The organism is Luteococcus peritonei (assembly GCF_039526385.1).
In the GTDB taxonomy this organism is placed as follows: domain Bacteria; phylum Actinomycetota; class Actinomycetes; order Propionibacteriales; family Propionibacteriaceae; genus Luteococcus; species Luteococcus peritonei.
In genome coordinates, this window is the sequence record NZ_BAAAIX010000010.1 from 14154 (window position 1) to 31346 (window position 17193).

Genomic DNA, 17193 nt, shown 5'->3' on the forward strand with positions numbered 1-17193 from the left:
GCGGGGGCGGGACGGCGGACGGCTGGCCACCCGCGAGGGGTTGCCAGCCGTCCGGTCGTCGGAAGTCCTGGGGCTCCATGCTCAGCCCTTCGGCACCAGCTTCTCCAGGCCGCCCATGTAGGGACGCAGTGCGGCCGGGACGTGCACCGAGCCGTCGGACTGCTGGTGGTTCTCCAGCAGCATGATGATCATCCGGGTCATGGCGCACAGGGTTCCGTTCAGCGTGGCCAGCGGGCTGACCTCGCCGTCCTTGCGCTGGCGGATGTTCAGGCGGCGGGCCTGGAACTCGGTGCAGTTCGAGGTGGAGGTGATCTCCCGGTAGCGGTTCTGCGTCGGCAGCCAGGCGTAGCAGTCGTACTTGCGGGCGGCGCTCAGCCCCAGGTCACCGGAGGCGACGTCGAGCACCTGGAAGGGCAGCTCGAGGGCCGTGATGAACTCCTTCTCGAAGCCCAGCAGCTTCTGGTGCTCCGCCTCGGCATCGGCCGGGTCGCAGTAGACGAACATCTCCCACTTGTCGAACCAGTGCACCCGGAAGATGCCGCGGGTGTCCTTGCCATAGCTGCCGGCCTCACGACGGAAGGCGGGGCTGTAGCCGGCATAGTGCAGCGGCAGTTTGTCGGCGTCGATGATCTCGTCGGAGTGGTAGGCGGCCAGCGGGACCTCGGCGGTGCCGACCAGGTACAGGTCGTCGGCCTCCAGGCGGTAGACGTCGGCGGCGGCCTGGCCCAGGAAGCCGGTGCCCTCCATGGCCGACGGCTTGACCAGCGACGGCGGGATCATCGGGGTGAAACCCCACTCCAGCGCCTTGGCCATGGCGAACTGGCTCAGCGCGAACTCGAGCTGGGCGCCGACGCCGGTGAGGAAGTAGAAGCGCGAGCCGGAGACCTTGGCGCCACGCTCCATGTCGATGGCGCCGAGCATTTCGCCCAGCTCCAGGTGGTCGCGGGGCTCGAAGCCCTCGGCCGCGAAGTCACGGGGCTCACCGAGGGTCTCGACGACGGTCCCGTCGTCCTCGCCGCCGGTGGGGACGCCGTCGATCACCAGGTTGCCGAGCTGCTTCATCAGCTCCTCAAAGCGGCTGCCCGCCTCGTCGGCGGCGGCCTGGGCCGCCTTCACGTCGGCGGCCAACTGCTTGGTGCGGGCCAGCAGCTGCTGCTTCTCCTCGCCCTGCGCCTTGGCCACCTGCTTGCCCAGGTCCTTCTGCTCGGCGCGCATGGTCTCGAAGGCCTGGATGTTGCTGCGACGGGCCTCGTCGGCGGCCAGCAGCTCGTCGACGATCTCCGCGGACTCCCCGCGCGCCACCTGGCTGCGTCGGATGCGGTCGGGGTCGGTGCGCAGGAGCTTGGGATCGATCATGGGCACAGCCTACCGATGCGCCCGTCGGCGGTGTGGCCGTCCCGCCCGCTCCCGCCTCGTGGGCGGCCGTCGCCTGGTCGTCGCGTGGGAGACTGGTGTCCATGTCCCGCTCCCTCGTCCGCTATGCGCGCGCCCACTACTCGGCGGTGCTGCTGGTGGTCTCGACGCTGGGCTTCGTGCTGTGGACCTGGCTGGCGCTGGGGACCGATGCGCTGGCCGGGCTGGACGAGCACAGCCGGGCGCCGAAGCTGGAGCCGGGCAGCGCGCAGGCCGAGGTCTGGGCGGCGATCGCGATCGTGACCCTGCCGGGCGTGCTGGCCACCGTGCTGGTGGCAGTGGCCTACTGGGCCTGGCGCCGTCGGTTGCGCAACCTGGCCTTCGCCCTGCTGCTCTCGGTGGGCCTGGCCTGGGGCGGCAACTTCGTGCTCAAGCACGTCTTCGAGCGGTCGCGCCCGCTCTCCCCGCTGGACGACGTCATCACCTATGCCGGGCATTCCTATCCCAGCGGGCACATGGCGATGGCCACCACGACGGCGCTGATGGTGATCGCCACCACGACGACCACGCGGCAGGCGGCAGACATGCGCTACCTGTGGCGGGTGGCCGGTGTGCTGGGCGTCGCGGTGGTGGCCTGGGACCGCTACGTGATGAATGCCCACTGGCCCACCGACATCGTCGGCGGCTTCCTGGTGGGCCTGGTCTGCGCCTCGCTGGCCTGCCTGCTGGCGCGGGTGCACGTGCTGCCGCTGCCGGCCCGCACTGCGGTGGACCACGAGACGGTGCGCCGCTGCGCGGTGATCTGGAATCCGTCGAAGGTGATGGACCGGGCCAGCTTCCGCCGCAGCATCGAGTGGGAGCTGGAGCGGCGTGGCTGGGGCGATGCGCTGTGGCTGCAGACCCGGCCCGACGACCCGGGCTACGAGATGACCCGCGAGGCGGTGCGCCAGCAGGTGGACCTGGTGGTGGTGGCCGGTGGCGACGGCACCGTGCGCGTGGTCTGCTCCGGGTTGGCCCGCACCGGCATCCCGCTGGGGATCATCCCGGCCGGCACCGGCAACCTGCTGGCGCGCAACCTGGGCATCCCGCTCGACGAGACCGAGGCGGCCCGGCTGGCCTTCACCGGCACCGCCCAACCGATCGACCTGGTGAAGGTGACCATCGACGGCAAGCAGGAGCAGGCCGAGCACTTCGCGGTGATGGCGGGCATCGGGATCGACGCACGGATCATGGAGACCACCCGGCCGGAGCTGAAGAAGACGGTGGGCTCGGCCGCCTACTTCCTGGCCGCCGCCCAGCAGGTGGCCGCCCAGCCGATGGAACTGGCCTTCCAGGTGGACGACGAGCCACCCCAGCAGCGCCGCGCGATGATGGCGGTGGTGGGCAATGTGGGCCTGCTGCAGGGCGGGATCCAGCTCTTCCCGCGCGCCTCGGCCACCGATGGTCGGCTCGACCTGATCGTCGCCTCCCCCCGCCGGGTCACCGACTGGGCCTCGATGGCCGCGCGCGTGCTCGCCCGCCGCCCCTCCGAGCAGGACAAGGTGGACGAGGTGACCGGCCGCAGGGTGCGGATCACCGTCGCCGAGGAGATGCCCTACGAGCTCGACGGTGACACCGAGGGCCGCGCCACCGTCTTCGAGGCCGAGGTGGTTCCCGCCGCGCTGCTCGTGATGCAGCGCTGAGCCTTCGTCCCCACCCAACCCTTGTGCCGCTGAAAGGCGGGGCGTATGCTCATGCGAAGTAATTGTGCAAGCGCTTGCACAACGTCGATGGCGACGGAGGAATCATGGCGACGAGGCCCGCGACAGGGGTGACCATCTACCAGGTGGCCCAGCGCGCCGGCGTCTCCACGGCCACCGTCAGCCGAGCCCTGCGCAATGACCCCCGGATCTCCGACCCCACCCGGATCGCCGTCCAGGAGGCAGCGGCCGCTCTGGACTACCTGCCCCGCGCCGCGGCCCGCTCGCTGGCCGCGGGGAACCGGACCCATGCACTGGGCCTGGTCCTGCCGCACATCGACGGCCCCTACTACGCAGACCTGCTGGTGGGCTTCGAGACCGCGGCGAGCCAGGCCGGCTACTCGGTGATCATCACGCTGGCCAATCCTCGCCAGGACAGCCGGGCGGCGATCCGCAGCCTGGCCGCACAGGTGGACGGGATCGCCTTCATGGCCCGCAGCGCCGCCCGTTCGGACCTGATCGAGGAGATCGCACGGACCCGTCCGGTGGTCACTGCTGCACGCTCCCGCGTCGGCGCCAACGATGCCTTCTTCGTCGAGAACGAGGACGTCGCCGAGGAGCTCACCAGCCACCTACTCGCCAACGGGCGGCAGCGAATCGCCTTCGTGGGCTCCCCGGAACCGGGCAGCGACCTGGGCATGAGGCACCGGGGCCACCAGGCCGCCATGACCGCCGCTGGCCTGCCCACCAGCACGCATCCCGTCTTCCCCTCCGAGCAGGAAGGGCGTCGCTTCGCCCTGGAGCTCCTGGAGTCCGGGATGGAGCACGATGCCCTGGTCTGCGGCAACGACGAGCTCGCCCTGGCCGTCTTGCAGACCCTGCAGCAGCACGGCGTCCGGGTGCCCGACGACGTCGCCATCACCGGCTGGGACGACACCGTGACAGCGCGGTACGTCAGCCCCGGCCTCACCACGGTTTCCCAGCCGGTCCGCCAGCTGGGCGGGATGGTCGTGCAACGACTCTCCCAACGGATCGACGGTGCCGACCCCACCGCTGAGGTCGTCACCCTCCCCGCAACCCTCGCCCACCGCACGTCGTGCGGCTGCAATCCAACCGGGGGCAACAACCCCAACGAGAGCAACAAGGAGCTCCCATGACCGCAATCACCCGTCGAGGCTTCGTCGGCCTCACCGCGCTCGCGATCGCCGGTGTCGCCACCGGATGCGGCCGCCAGTCCGAGAGCAGTGGCGGCGGCAGCGCCTCCGCAGCCCCCGCCATCGCCGAGGGCAAGGCCACCGGCACACTCACCGTGTGGGCCATGGGCGCCGAGGGCGAGAAGCTGCCCGCCCTGGTCAAGGAGTTCACCGCTCAGAACCCCGACTGCAAGGTGACCGTCACCCCCATCCCGTGGGACTCCGCGCACGACAAGTTCACCTCCGCGATCGCCGGCGGCACCACCCCGGACCTGGCGCAGGTCGGCAGCACCTGGATGGGCGAGTTCGTCGGTCTCGGCGCCCTGGACCAGGTGCCCGGCAACATCGACAACAGCAAGTTCTTCGAGGGCGCCCAGAAGACCAATGTGGTCGACGGCACCACCTACGGCGTCCCGTGGTACGTCGAGACCCGCTGCGTCTACTACCGCAAGGACCTCGCCGAGAAGGCCGGTATCACCGAGACCCCCACCGACTGGGACGGCCTCAAGGCGCTGGCCAAGGCCTACAAGGAGAAGGCCGGCGCCAAGGTCGGGCTCAACCTGCAGCCCGGCGGCCAGGGTGCCTGGCAGACCTATGCGCCCATGATGTGGAGCAACGGCGGCAAGCTGATGAGCGACGACGCCAAGACCTTCACCCTCGACGACGCCAAGAACGTCGAGGCGTTGACCTACTACCAGAGCTACTTCACCGAGGGTCTGGCCAACAAGGCCATCTCCTCCTCCCCCGCGGAGGCGGACTTTGCCTCCGGTGTGGCCCCGATGTTCATTTCCGGGCCCTGGATGATGGCTGCGGTGGAGAAGGCCGGCGGCGGGGATGCCTTCAAGGACAAGTACGGCGTCTTCACCATGCCCAAGAAGGAGTCCTCGGCCTCCTTCGTCGGCGGCGCGAACCTGGCGGTCTTCAAGAACACCAAGAACCGCGATGCCGCGTGGAAGCTGGTGCAGTTCCTCACCGAGAAGGAGAACCAGATCACCTGGTACAAGTCCTCCACCGACCTGCCCTCGGTGAAGGATGCCTGGGAGGACGAGTCGCTGAAGGGCGACGAGAAGCTCGCCGTCTTCGGCGAGCAGCTCAAGACCGCCTACGCCCCGCCGTCGATCAGCACTTGGGAGCAGGTGGCGGGCAAGATGGACGCCCAGGTGGAGAAGGTCTGCAAGTCCGGCCTGGCCCCCGCGGACGCCCTGAAGACCGCCCAGACCGAGGCCACCAGCATCGGAATCGGCTGATCCATGTCAGCACTGCCCGGCATCGTGCCCGCGGCGGTGGACAGCGCTCCCCGGCGTTCCGGTCGCAGCAGCGGCCGGAACGCCCGGGAGGCCCGTGCGGGCCTGCTGCTCTCGCTGCCCTTCCTGGTCCTGTTCACCGCCTTCACCGCATGGCCGGTGATCCAGTCGCTGTTCATGTCCTTCACGGACATGCGCATTCGTGACATCCGCACGCCCTTCGCCGTGGACTTCGTCGGGCTGGACAACTACGCCAAAGCACTCTCCGACCCCGTCTACCAGCGCGCAGCGCTGAACACCGCCGTCTTCGTGCTGATCGGCGTCCCGCTGACGATGGCCGCCGGCCTCGCCGCAGCGGTGGCCCTGGACAAGGGGATCAAACGCTTCCGCTCGCTCTTCCGGGTGGGCTTCTACACGCCGGTGATCACCTCGATCGTGGCGGTGGCCGTGGTCTGGAAGTTCCTGCTCTCCGACGCAGGACTGGTCAACTCGATGCTGGGCTGGGTGGGCATCACCGGCCCGAACTGGCTCAACGACACCCGCACCTCGCTGCTGAGCCTGATCATGCTCACCACCTGGCGCAATTTCGGCACCGGCATGATCATCTTCCTGGCCGGTCTCCAGGCCGTGCCGTGGAGTCTGCACGAGGCTGCCATGCTGGACGGCGCCGGAGCGTGGAAGCGCTTCACCAACATCACCTTCCCGCAGCTGCGCCCCACCCTGCTCTTCGTCCTGGTGACCACCACCATCGGCTACCTGCAGTTCTTCGAGGAGCCCTTCGTGATGACCAAGGGCGGTCCGCTGAACTCCACCATCTCGGCCTCCATGTACACCTACCAGCAGTTCGGCTACGGCAACTACGGCGTCGCCGGCGCCATGGCCTACCTCACCTTCGTGGTGGTGGCACTGGTCACCGTGCTGCAGTTCCGCCTGACCAGGGAGAAGGACTGATGAAGGACAGCGACTTCCGTTCCCGGTGGTGGCTCTACCTGCTGCTCACCGTCGTGCTCTTCCTCGTGGCTCTGCCCTTCGTGTGGATGCTGCTGGGCAGCGTCAAGACCCAGACCGAGCTGATGTCCGTGCCGCCGAAGTGGCTGCCCGAGCACCCCACGCTGGACAACTTCCGCCGCCTGTTCGCCTCGCAGCCCTGGGGCCGCTTCTTCGCCAACTCGACGATCGTCGCGGTGGCCGTGACGGTGGGCAATCTGCTCTTCAGCTCCATGCTGGGCTACGCCCTGGCGCACCTGCAGTTCCCGGGCAAGAAGCTGATCTTCGCCGCCGTCATGGGCTGCCTGATGATCCCGGGCCTGGTCACCTTCATCCCCCAGTACGTGCTGATCGTGAACATGGGCCTGGCCAACACACTGCCGGCCCTGATCCTGCCCTTCCTGGTGCAGCCCTTCGGCGTCTTCCTGATGCGCCAGTTCTTCCTGGGGCTGCCGCGCGACCTGATCGAGGCCGGCCGCATCGACGGCGTCGGCGAGCTGGGGATCTTCTTCCGGATCTTCCTCCCGCTGGCCACGCCCGCCTTCGCGACGCTGGGGATCCTCACCTTCCTCGGTTCCTGGAACAACTTCCTGTGGCCCCTGGTGGTCAGCTCCAGTGACAAGACCTACACCCTGCCGGTGGCCCTGGCCCTGGTCTCCACCGGCCAGAACCAGACCGACTACGGACTGCTGCTGGCCGGCGCGACCCTGGTGGTCATGCCCATCCTCGCCGTCTTCTTGTTCTTCCAGCGCTACTTCATCGAGGGCATCGCCAGCACCGGCCTCAAGTGAGCCGGTGGCCCACCACCCGCCGGAACCCGGCACCAACACCCCCACCCCGTTGACGAAGGAGTCAGCATGAACATCTCCCGCCGCACCGCCCTCGCTGGACTGGCCACCACTGCGGTGGCCAGCCAGCTCCCCACCGGAACCGCCCGCGCCGAGGCCGCCAGCCCCGCCTGGAAGGACATCCCGCCGGGTCAGCGCAAGACCCTGCTGCGCTGGGCGCGCGACACCTGGCGCTCGCTCGACGCCATGAGCCACCCCAGCACCGGTCTGGTCGCCGACAACATCGACGGTGAGCTGTCCACCCGGTCCGGTTACACCTCCCCGACCAACATCGGCGGCCTGCTGTGGAGCGCCCTCGTGGCGCGCGAGCTGGGCATCCTCTCGGCCGCCGACGCCTCCTACCGCATCAAGCTCACCCTCGCCAGCCTGGCCCGGATGGAGCGACACGAGCCGTCGGGCATGTACTACAACTGGTACGACGAGAACACCGGCGCGCTGCTGCACACCTGGCCGGAGAACGGCAACCCGATCGACCCCTTCGTCTCCAGCGTGGACATGGGCTGGCTGGGCGCCGCCCTGTGGGTGGTGGCCAACGGCGATCCGTCGAATCGTGCAGCCGCCCTCGCCCTGTTCGAGCCGATGCGCTGGGACGTCTTCTTCGACCGTGACTTCGCCCGGAAGCCCGGCGCCAACTACGGCGGCTTCTACACCAGCCGCCCGAACCGCGACGGAGTCGTGGAGAAGGTGCCGATGAATGGCGTCGGCGGAGACCCGGTCTGGTACACCGCGACGCACCACTACGACACCGCCATCAGCGAGGCCCGGATGGTGACCTACCTGGGCATCATGCGCGGACAGATCCCTGCCGGCGCCTACTTCACCACCTGGCGCACCTTCCCCGAGGACTGGACCTGGCCGGAGATGCCGCCGGTGGGCGAGGACCGCAGCTACTACGGCGTGGACGTCTACGAAGGCGCCCACACCTACCGCGGCATGCACATCGTGCCCGGCTGGGGCGGCAGCATGTTCGAGGAGCTCATGCCCGACCTGTTCGTCCCCGAGGCGGAATGGGGGCCCCGCAGCTGGGGCGTCAACCACCCGCTCCACGTGCGGGCCCAGCGCGAGCACGGCCTGCTCGACGCGAGGTACGGCTACTGGGGCTTCTCTCCCTGCTCGAACCCGGCCGGCGGCTACCGCGAGTACGGCCTCGACATGCTCGGCCTCAACCCGGAGGGCTACTTCAGCGACCAGGAGAAGACCGACTACCACTGGGACAACCCGCCCCAGACCTACGGCGACGGCGTGGTGACCCCCCACGCCGGCTTCCTCGGCATGATGTACGAGCACAAGGAGGGGCTGCGCAACCTGCAGAAGATCGAGACCGAGCTGCGCTGCTACGGCAAGGGCGGCTTCTTCGACGCGGCCTCCACCCGATCCGGCCAGGTGGCCCGTCGCTACCTCAGTCTGGACCAGTCCATGGTGATGGGCGCACTCGGCAACATCCTGCTGCCGGGCGGCATGCGCCGATGGTTCGCGACCGCCGAGGTCGAGAAGACCCTGCGGCCCGTGATCGGCGTCGAGGTCTTCGGGGCAGGGCTGGTCCGATGAGCCAGGACTCGCGGGCCACCGTTGCAGGAGCGCAGGACATCGAGGCCCGCCTGGACGATGTGATGGGGCGCCTCAGCCTGGCCGAGAAGGTCGGGCTGATGTTCCACACGGTGATCGAGATGGGCCCCGACGGCGCCCTGCTCGACGGTCCCGGTGCGATCAGCAAGAGCGCCACTCGGCACGTCGTCGTGGACAAGTGCATGAGTCACTTCAACATCCACCAGATCCCCGACGCACGCAGCGGCGCGCGCTGGTACAACGCCCTGCAGCGGATGGCTCGCGAGTCCCACGGCATCCCCGTCACCATCTCCACCGACCCACGCCATGCCCACGTGCAGAATGCCGGCACCTCGTGGAGCGCTGGCTTCCTGTCCGTCTGGCCAGAGCCGCTGGGGCTGGCCGCCCTGCGCGACGCGGATCTGGTGCGCCGCTTCGCCGACGTGGTGCGCCGCGAGTACCGCGCCCTGGGCATCACCATGGCCCTCCACCCGACGGCAGACCTGGCCACCGAACCGCGCTGGGGCCGGCAGCGCGAGACCTTCGGGCAGGACGCCGAGCTGGTGGCCGACATGGTGGTCGCCTACCTCGAGGGGCTGGCCGGTCCAGACGGCTTCGGCCCCGGCTCCGTGGCCGCCGTCACCAAGCACTTCCCGGGCGCCGGGCCCCAGCGCGACGGCGAGGACGCGCACTTCCCCTATGGCAAGGACCAGGTCTATCCGGGTGGTCGTTTCGAGGAGCACCTGGCTCCCTTCCGTCGCGCCGTCGCAGCTGGCACCAGCGCGATCATGCCCTACTACGGCCGGCCGCTCGGCCTGGTGCTCGACGGGCAGGAGGTGGAAGCGGTCGGCTTCGGCTACAACAAGCAGGTGCTCACCCGCCTGCTGCGTGAGGAACTGGGCTTCGACGGTGTGATCCTGTCCGACTGGGAGCTGGTCAACGACAACCACGTCGGCGACCAGGTGCTGCCGGCACGGGCCTGGGGCGTGGAGCACCTGGACCCACGCGAACGGATGCTCAAGATCCTCGACGCCGGCGCCGACCAGTTCGGCGGCGAGGAGTGCACGGACCTGCTGCTGGACCTGGTGCGCGAGGGCAAGGTCACCGAGCAGCGCATCGACGAGTCGGCCCGACGCCTGCTGCGCGTGAAGCTGGAGCTCGGCCTGTTCGACGACCCCTTCGTCGACGAGGACGCTGCCGAAGAGCAGACCGGGCGCGCCGAGGACGTGGCCCTGGGCCTGGAGACCCAGTCGCGGTCCGTGGTGCTGCTGCGCGACGAGCTGGGACTCCCCCTGGCCGGCCAGCGGGTCTACGCCGAGGGGGTCTCTCCCGACGCCCTGCGCGCGGCCGGCTTCCAGCCGGTCGAGGCGCCGGAGCAGGCCGACCTCGCCCTGGTCCGGATCGATGCCCCCTTCGATCCCCGCGACGACCTCTTCCTGGAGCGATGGTTCCGGCAGGGGGCGCTGGACTTCCAGCCGGGGCTGGCGATCCGCCTGGCCAGGCTGGCGGAGCACTGCCCGCTGGTGCTCGACGTCAGCCTGGACCGCCCGGCGATCCTCACACCGCTGGTCGAGACCACGAGCGCCCTGACGGTGAGCTTCGGAGTCAGTGACACCGCTTGGCTGGACGCCGTGACCGGCCGGGTGCCGGCCTGCGGGCGCCTGCCCTTCCAGCTGCCCCGGTCGATGGAGGCGGTGCGCGCCTCCCGCGAGGACGTGCCGGGCGACACCGCCGATCCCTTGTTCGAGTATGGCTTCGGGCTGCAGCAGTCCTGACGCGTCCCACCCCAGGAGAACCATGACCACCACCGTCCGCACCACCTCCTCCGGCGCCCTGCAGCAGCTGGAGGTGGACGGGCTGAGCCTGCTGCTCTACCCGGCGACCGAGCTGGAGTCCGGCCCAGCGAACCTCTGGCTGCGCCGCAGGGAGGACGGGCGGGTGCAGGAGCTGCGTCCGCTGACCGGCCCGGCGAGCCAGGGTGAGAGCTTCCAGCACCAAGGACTGACGGCGGTGCGCGGGGAGCTGGCCGGGGTGCGTCACACGACATGGTTCGACGCCGAGGACCCCGGCGTCCTTGGCTGGCGCTGGTCCCTGGACAACATCGGGACCGAGCCTGTCGAGCTGGACCTGGTGTGCACCCTCGACGTCGCCCTGACGCCGGTGGCCGACCTGCGTCGCAGCGAGTACTACGTCAGCCAGTACCTGGACCTGACCCCCGTGGAGGTCCCTGCCCCGCACGGCCAGACATCGACTGCGTTGGCGGTGCGCCAGAACATGCCCGGCGAACGGCAGCCGTGGGCGGCGCTGGGCAGCAGCGAGCCGGTGGTCGGCTGGGCCACCGACGCGCTGCAGCTGCTGGACCGAGCCCGCGGTGAGGGTCTGGACCTGTCCGTCGAACTGCCGTCCGAGCGCCTGCAGCACGAGCACACCCTCGCCGCCCTGCAGACCGCCCCGATCCGGCTGGCCCCGGGTGAGCGACAGGAAGGGCAGTTCTGGATCATCACGGTGCCCGACCACCCGCATGCCACCGGAGTGCAGGACGTGGCACTGCTCACCGAGCGCCTGGCCACCCGGATCTGGTCGTCGTGTCCCGAACCGCGACAGACGGCACCCGTGGTGCCCACCGTCTTCTGTCCGGCTCGGCCGGCGGGCGTGCACGACTTCCCCGGGGAGCCTGCCGGCCTCACCAGCGAGGAGCGCACGACCGACGGATGCCTGCTCTCCGGCTTCGTGGGTTCGGAGCACGTGGTGACCGCCGCGAAGGAGCGGGAGGTCCTGCGGCCGCACGGCAAGATCCTGCACCTGTCCCCCGGCCCGGAGGCTGATGGCCGAGCGCTGGCCTCGACCGCCTGGATGTCCGGCGTCTTCGCCTCCCAGCTCACCTCGGGGCCCGCCTCGTCGGGCGAACTGCTGGGCATCCGCCGTTCCTACCTCGGCCTGTGCGAGGCCGCGGGGCTGCGGCTGCTGGTACGTCGAGGCGGCAGCACCTGGCGCTTGCTGACCACGCCCTCGCTGTGGCGCACCCGCGACGAGCACTGCACCTGGTTGTACCGGCTCGACGGCGACCTGGACGGCAGCACGGTGACCGTCGACGTCGAGCTCACCGGAACCCAGGAGCTGCGGCTGGACGTCAGGGTGGAGGGCCAGCCGCTCGATCTGCTGCTCGTGCTGGACGAGACCAACCCCGGCCTCAGCCTCGACGTGACCGCCGGTCAGCTCGGCGACGACGGACCGCTGTTCGCCGATGGCGGCTCCCGTGGGCTCAGCACGCGCACCGTGCAGCTGGACCAGGCCACGGCTGCCTCGGTGCGGCTGCTGCTCCCCGGCGGCAGCGACGCGTCCCGCACCCACCACTGGCGACTGCCCTCGCTGGACCCGTCGTCCGTGGCCGACCAGGGTGAGACCTCCGCTCTGGCCCACTTCATCTCCGCGCTGGCCCACGACGCGGCCGTCCACTACCAGGCACCGCGAGGCCTGGAGCAGTACACCGGCGGGGCCTGGGGCGTGCGCGACGTCTGCCAGGGGCCGGTGGGGCTGCTGCTCGCCACGGATGAGCAGCAGGCCCTGCGTCGCACGCTGGTACAGATCTTCGCGGGGCAGCAGGACGACGGCGACTGGCCCCAGTGGTTCCACTTCCTGCCCCAGATGGCTGGGCCGGGGCATCGCGAGTCCCACGGTGACGTCGTCTACTGGCCGCTGCTGGCGCTGGCCGAATACCTCGCCGTGACCGGGGACGCCGGCATCCTGGACGAGTGCACCGCCCTGGTCGGGCGTGATGAGGTCCTGGCGCCGGTCCCACTGCGTCAGCACGTCCGGCTGGCGGTGGACCGCATCACCGCGCAGCGCACCCGCGACCCCCGGCTGCCGGCCTATGGTCACGGCGACTGGAACGACTCCCTGCAACCTGCCCGGCCGGAGCTGGCCCACCAGATGTGCTCGACGTGGACCACCGAACTCGAGATCCAGGCCCTCAGCCTGCTGGCCGAGCAGCTGCGCGGACCCTGGCCCGAGCTGTCCAACGAGCTCGACGAACTCGTCGCGGGCACCAGGCAGGCCTTCGAGGAGGTCCTGCTGGTGGACGACGAGCTTGCCGGCTATGTCGTGCTGAGCGAGGACGAGCCCGAGGTCCTGGTGCATCCGCGCGACGAGCGGACCGGACTGCACCACGGGCTGCTGCAGATGATCCATGCCATCAGCGACGAGCTGCTGAGCCCGGAGCAGGCGCTGCACCACCAGGCCTTGATCTCGCAGCACCTGTCCGGCCCCACCGGCAGCTACCTGTTCGACCGGCCGGTGGCCTACACCGGGGGCACCATGACCGTCTTCAAGCGTGCCGAGGCGGCCACCTTCTGGGGACGCGAGATCGGTCTGATGTACACCCATGCGCACGTCCGCCACGTCGAGGCGCTGAGCCATCTGGGCATGGCCGAACAGATGTGGCATGAACTGCTCAAGGTGGTGCCGGCAGCGCTCGTCGAGCGGGTCGAGGGTGCCGCCCTGCGACAGAACAACTGCTACTACTCCTCCTCCGACGCCTGGTTCACCGACCGTTACCAGGCCAGCCACCAGGCCGACGACCTCTTCTCGCCCAGCACCCGTTTCGAGGGCGGTTGGCGGGTCTACTCCTCAGGACCCGGTCTGGTGCTGCGGCTGGTGGTGGAGAAGGTGTTGGGCGTCCGTCGGCGTGCCGCCGGGCTGGAGATCGACCCGGTGCTGCCCTCCCAGCTCGACGGCCTGCGCGCCGTGGTCCACGTGGAGGGCCACGAGCTGCACCTCACCTATCGGGTACGCGGCGCCGGCCACGGCGTGCGCGAGGTGCGCCACCAAGGACGTCCGTTGGCCACCCGGCCACTCAGCTCGCGTTACCGCGAGGCAGGCGTGGCGCTGGTCGACCCGCTGGCGGCCATCGCGGGTGGGGTGAACGTGGTCGAGCTCGAGGTGCTGGTCGGCGGCTGATTCGCTCTCCACGGGAGCACTGGGCTGCCAGGCCCGGCCTCTCAGCCCGCCAGGAAGTCCGCGACGTGGGCGATGTAGCCGGGCCGGTCGGCGAAGTAGGCACCGCAGTGGTCGACGCCTTCCACCAGCTCGAGGCGCGATCCCTCACCGGCGGTCGCGGCCAGGCGTCGGGCGTGCTCCACGGGGATCACCGAGTCCTGGGTGCCGTGCACGATGAGCAGCCGGCGCGGGGCGATGCGGCCCACCACGTCGATCGGCTGCACGTCGGCGAAGCGGTAGCCGTAGGCGATCTGGGTGGCGCGGTCGGCCAGCTGCACCAGCGGCACGGGCGGCAGGCGCCAGCCACGCACGGCCGCCTCGATCACGCCGCGCATGTCCGCGAAGGGTGAGTCGGCCACCACCTGCGCCACCCGCTCGTCGCGGGCGGCCACCAGGATGCTGGTGGCGGCCCCCATGGAGAAGCCCACCAGGCAGATCTGCGCCTCGGGCCGACGGGCGGCGACCAGCTCGATGGCGGCCTCCAGGTCACGCTGCTCGTAGTGGGCCAGCGACTGCGGACCGTCGCCGGACTCACCGTTGCCGCGGAAGTCGAAGAGCAGCACCGAGTTCCCGGCCCGCCACAGCCCGGGCCCGATGCCCAGCATCTCGGCCTTGGTTCCGCGGTGCCCGTGGCAGACGATCACCACCCGCTCGGATCCCGGCCGGTCCAGCCACCAGCCCGCCAGCCGGGTGCCGTCGCAGGCCCTGAAGCCGATCTCCTCGGCCTGGTCGATCCCCACCTCGAAGGGCGTGAAGCCGTAGTCGAAGGCGGGGCGCTGCGGGCCGCTGATGTGTCGCGCACCCAGCCAGGCACCGCCCGCCAGCCCGGCGGCTGCCGTCGCGCCCAGGGCCAGCAGTCGTGCCGCAGGCCCCATCAGGCGTTCGCCTCGCACCAGGTGCGGAAGGTCTCCATGGCGCGCTGGGTGTTGGCGCGGAAGGCCTGCTCGCCCTGGCCGCCCATCTGCTCCAGCATGCCGGGAGGCAGGTGGAAGACGTGGTCGGCCAGCCAGCGGGTACCGCCCTGCGGCAGCGCGTCCCCCGCCTCGATCTGGGTGAACTCGTTGCGGTTCACATTGCGCACCGGCCCCAGCAAGTAGGTGACCTCGTAGCTGCCCTCGTCCAGGTGGTGCACCTGCTCGGTCATCGTGCCTTCGCCGGGCGCGCCCGCGAAGACCAGCCGGCTCACCGAGCCGGGACGTCCCCGCTCGCCCTCCACCGACTCGTAGCGCTCCAGCCCGGGCTGCCACTCGTGGGCCCGCTCCGGATCGGTCATCAGCTCGACGACGCGCGCTCGCGGCACCGCGATGTCCACCTGGCAGGAGTAGTGCATCTGCTGCGGCTGCATCAGGCGTCGTCCCGTCCGGTGGCGCGCAGGGTCTCCAGCCAGGCCTGGGCCTCGGTGTAGTCCTCGTCCTTCTGCCCGGCCGGCACCCGCGGCTTCACCCGGTCAGCGCGCGCATAGGAGCCCAGGAAGACCACCTTCTTGCACACCCGGTGCAGGCCCAGCAGCGCCTCCGCCATCCGGGCGTCGAGCAGGTGGCCCTCCGCGTCGATGCTGAAGCAGTACTGGCCCAGGGTGGTCTTGGTGGGACGGCTCTCGATGCGGCACAGGTTCACCCCGCGCACCACGAACTGGTCCAGGATCTCCTGCAGCGAGCCGGGGTGGTCCTCGCGCATGTAGGCCACCAGGGTGGTCTTGTCCGCGCCGGTGCGCACCGTCGGCGGGCCCTGCCGCGCCACCAGCACGAAACGAGTCACGGCCTGCTCGTTGTCGGCGATCCCCGTGGCAGCGGCCTCCAGGCCGTACATCTCACCGGCGACGGCGGCACAGATCGCGGCGTCGTGGGAGGACGACGGGTCGGCCACCTCAGCGGCCGCGGCGGCGGTGGAACCGCCCTCGGTCACCTGCGCCCCGGGCACGTTCGCGGCCACCCAGTCCCGGGTCTGCGCGAAGGCGTGGGGATGGGTGAGGATGCGACGCACGTCGGCGAGCCGGGTTCCGGGACGCACGTAGAGCCCGAACTGCACCGGCAGCAGCACCTCGCGGACGATCATCAGCCGCTCGCCGTTGGCCAGGTTGTCCAGGGTGGCGGAGACACCGCCCTCGACGGAGTTCTCGATGGGCACCAGGGCGGCCTCCACCTCCCCCTCACGGACCGCGTCGAGTGCGGCGGCGACGGTGGGATAGGGCCGCGCCTCGTCGTCGGTGACGCTGAGCAGTGCCTGGTGGGTGAAGGTTCCGGCCGGGCCGAAGTATCCGAGCATGGCCGTCAGTCTAGGGCGGGCCGGCCGTGACGCCCGGGGCGTGGACCGAGGTGGGAGATGGCCTCGGGACAGGGCTGTCCACGACCGGGCGAAGAATGGTGGAACAGCCCGGGAACTTTTCGGCATCTTCGTCCGACTTGTAGGTGAGAACGTTGCCCACTCGGAGGAAAAACCTTGTTCACGCTGTCCGCGGTGCCCGTCAAGTTCGTCGGCCTGCTGGTCCTGTTCCTGTTCACCACCGCCTGGGAGGCGGTGCGACTGTCCCGCGCCACCACCCGCGTGGGCCGCACCTCGGTGGGCCTGCACCTGCTGATGAGCGTCATCATGCTGCTGATGGTCCCGCGCAATGTCTGGCGCCCCTTCACCCAGGTGGTTCCCACCTGGGTCTCCGCCGTGCTGATGGGCCTGGGAGCACTCTGGTTCTGCTGGCTGGCCGTGCGCAGCCACGGCGCCCACCGCGCCCATGCGGCCGGCTGTGTGGCGATGTTCGCGGCCATGACCTGGCACCTGGTGGCCATGATCGTGAAGATGCGGAACATGACCATGCCGATGCCGGGCGCCTCGGCCAGCCCGATGGGTGGCCACCCGATGGACCACGGCTCGATGGCGAGCCCCAGCCCGATGGCCTCGGCCAGCTCGATGGGCATGGACCACAGCGGCATGAACCATGGCGGCATGGACCACGGCTCGATGGCCTCCGGCCACGGCGCCATGTGGTGGCTGGCGGTGATCGGCCTGCCGCTGATGGCCTGGCTGCTCTACGCCGCGCTGCGCGACCTGGTGGCGGTCTTCACCCGCCCCGAGGCACGGCTGGACAACCTGTCCGGCTTCGCCATGAACTTCGGCATGTTCTGGATGAGCACCGGCCTGCTGGTCCCGGTGCTGCCCTTCTTCAGCCACCTGGCCTTCTAGGCCGACGGCTCCCCCGCCCTGGGGCAGGATCCACACCCTGAAAACCGTTCCCTCGATCCAGGAATTTCGCCGATTGCGGGGCGGCTTCAGGGGGTCAGTGCAACACCGATGATGTCTTGGAGTGTTTCAGCTGGGGTGCGGTAGTCCAAGACCTTGCGGGGTCTGGTGTTGA

Annotated in this window: 13 protein-coding genes; 9 read left to right on the forward strand and 4 right to left on the reverse strand. The window is 70.0% G+C overall.

Features of this window, described 5'->3' with window-relative positions:
* Positions 1 to 81: 81 nt before the first annotated feature.
* On the reverse strand, positions 82 to 1356 hold the full coding sequence (gene serS, locus ABD073_RS05050) for a serine--tRNA ligase (RefSeq protein WP_343872813.1): 1275 nt from the start codon (positions 1354 to 1356) through the stop codon (positions 82 to 84).
* A gap of 101 nt (positions 1357 to 1457) precedes the next feature.
* On the opposite strand from serS, the gene ABD073_RS05055 reads away from it, so the two are divergent.
* From ABD073_RS05055 to ABD073_RS05090, 8 genes are all read left to right on the forward strand, one after another.
* The gene (locus ABD073_RS05055) at positions 1458 to 3035 is read left to right on the forward strand and encodes a bifunctional phosphatase PAP2/diacylglycerol kinase family protein (protein WP_343872814.1); all 1578 of its coding nucleotides are present in this window, start codon (positions 1458 to 1460) and stop codon (positions 3033 to 3035) included.
* Between the two features lie 104 nt (positions 3036 to 3139).
* Positions 3140 to 4189 (forward strand): LacI family DNA-binding transcriptional regulator, encoded by a 1050-nt coding sequence (locus ABD073_RS05060; RefSeq protein ID WP_343872815.1) that lies wholly within the window; start codon positions 3140 to 3142, stop codon positions 4187 to 4189.
* Positions 4186 to 5472, forward strand: coding sequence for a sugar ABC transporter substrate-binding protein (locus ABD073_RS05065; RefSeq protein WP_343872816.1), 1287 nt, complete (start codon positions 4186 to 4188; stop codon positions 5470 to 5472). The genes ABD073_RS05060 and ABD073_RS05065 overlap by 4 nt, the downstream gene beginning before the upstream one ends.
* Before the next feature lie 3 nt (positions 5473 to 5475).
* The gene (locus ABD073_RS05070) at positions 5476 to 6420 is read left to right on the forward strand and encodes a carbohydrate ABC transporter permease (RefSeq protein ID WP_343872817.1); all 945 of its coding nucleotides are present in this window, start codon (positions 5476 to 5478) and stop codon (positions 6418 to 6420) included.
* Positions 6420 to 7247, forward strand: a complete 828-nt coding sequence (locus ABD073_RS05075) for a carbohydrate ABC transporter permease (RefSeq protein WP_343872819.1) — start codon at positions 6420 to 6422, stop codon at positions 7245 to 7247. The genes ABD073_RS05070 and ABD073_RS05075 overlap by 1 nt, the downstream gene beginning before the upstream one ends.
* Positions 7248 to 7313: 66 nt before the next feature.
* The gene (locus ABD073_RS05080; protein WP_343872821.1) at positions 7314 to 8852 is read left to right on the forward strand and encodes a glucoamylase family protein; all 1539 of its coding nucleotides are present in this window, start codon (positions 7314 to 7316) and stop codon (positions 8850 to 8852) included.
* Entirely contained in the window at positions 8849 to 10624 is a 1776-nt protein-coding gene (locus tag ABD073_RS05085) for a glycoside hydrolase family 3 protein (protein WP_343872822.1), read from the forward strand. The genes ABD073_RS05080 and ABD073_RS05085 overlap by 4 nt, the downstream gene beginning before the upstream one ends.
* A gap of 22 nt (positions 10625 to 10646) precedes the next feature.
* Positions 10647 to 13805: a hypothetical protein gene (locus tag ABD073_RS05090; RefSeq protein ID WP_343872823.1), complete on the forward strand. Its 3159-nt coding sequence runs from the start codon at positions 10647 to 10649 to the stop codon at positions 13803 to 13805.
* 41 nt (positions 13806 to 13846) lie between these two features.
* On the opposite strand, the gene ABD073_RS05095 is transcribed toward ABD073_RS05090, so the two are convergent.
* From ABD073_RS05095 to pheA, 3 genes are read right to left on the reverse strand one after another with little or no spacing between them, the layout of a single operon-like run.
* Positions 13847 to 14719, reverse strand: a complete 873-nt coding sequence (locus ABD073_RS05095) for an alpha/beta hydrolase (RefSeq protein WP_343872824.1) — start codon at positions 14717 to 14719, stop codon at positions 13847 to 13849.
* Positions 14719 to 15189, reverse strand: a complete 471-nt coding sequence (locus ABD073_RS05100) for an SRPBCC family protein (RefSeq protein ID WP_343872825.1) — start codon at positions 15187 to 15189, stop codon at positions 14719 to 14721. Before ABD073_RS05100 ends, ABD073_RS05095 begins: the two co-directional genes overlap by 1 nt.
* The gene (pheA, locus tag ABD073_RS05105; RefSeq protein WP_343872827.1) at positions 15189 to 16109 is read right to left on the reverse strand and encodes a prephenate dehydratase; all 921 of its coding nucleotides are present in this window, start codon (positions 16107 to 16109) and stop codon (positions 15189 to 15191) included. The genes ABD073_RS05100 and pheA overlap by 1 nt, the downstream gene beginning before the upstream one ends.
* 174 nt (positions 16110 to 16283) lie before the next feature.
* Here pheA and ABD073_RS05110 point away from each other — a divergent pair, with 174 nt between their 5' ends.
* Positions 16284 to 17021: a hypothetical protein gene (locus ABD073_RS05110; RefSeq protein ID WP_343872828.1), complete on the forward strand. Its 738-nt coding sequence runs from the start codon at positions 16284 to 16286 to the stop codon at positions 17019 to 17021.
* The last annotated feature ends 172 nt before the right edge of the window (positions 17022 to 17193 follow it).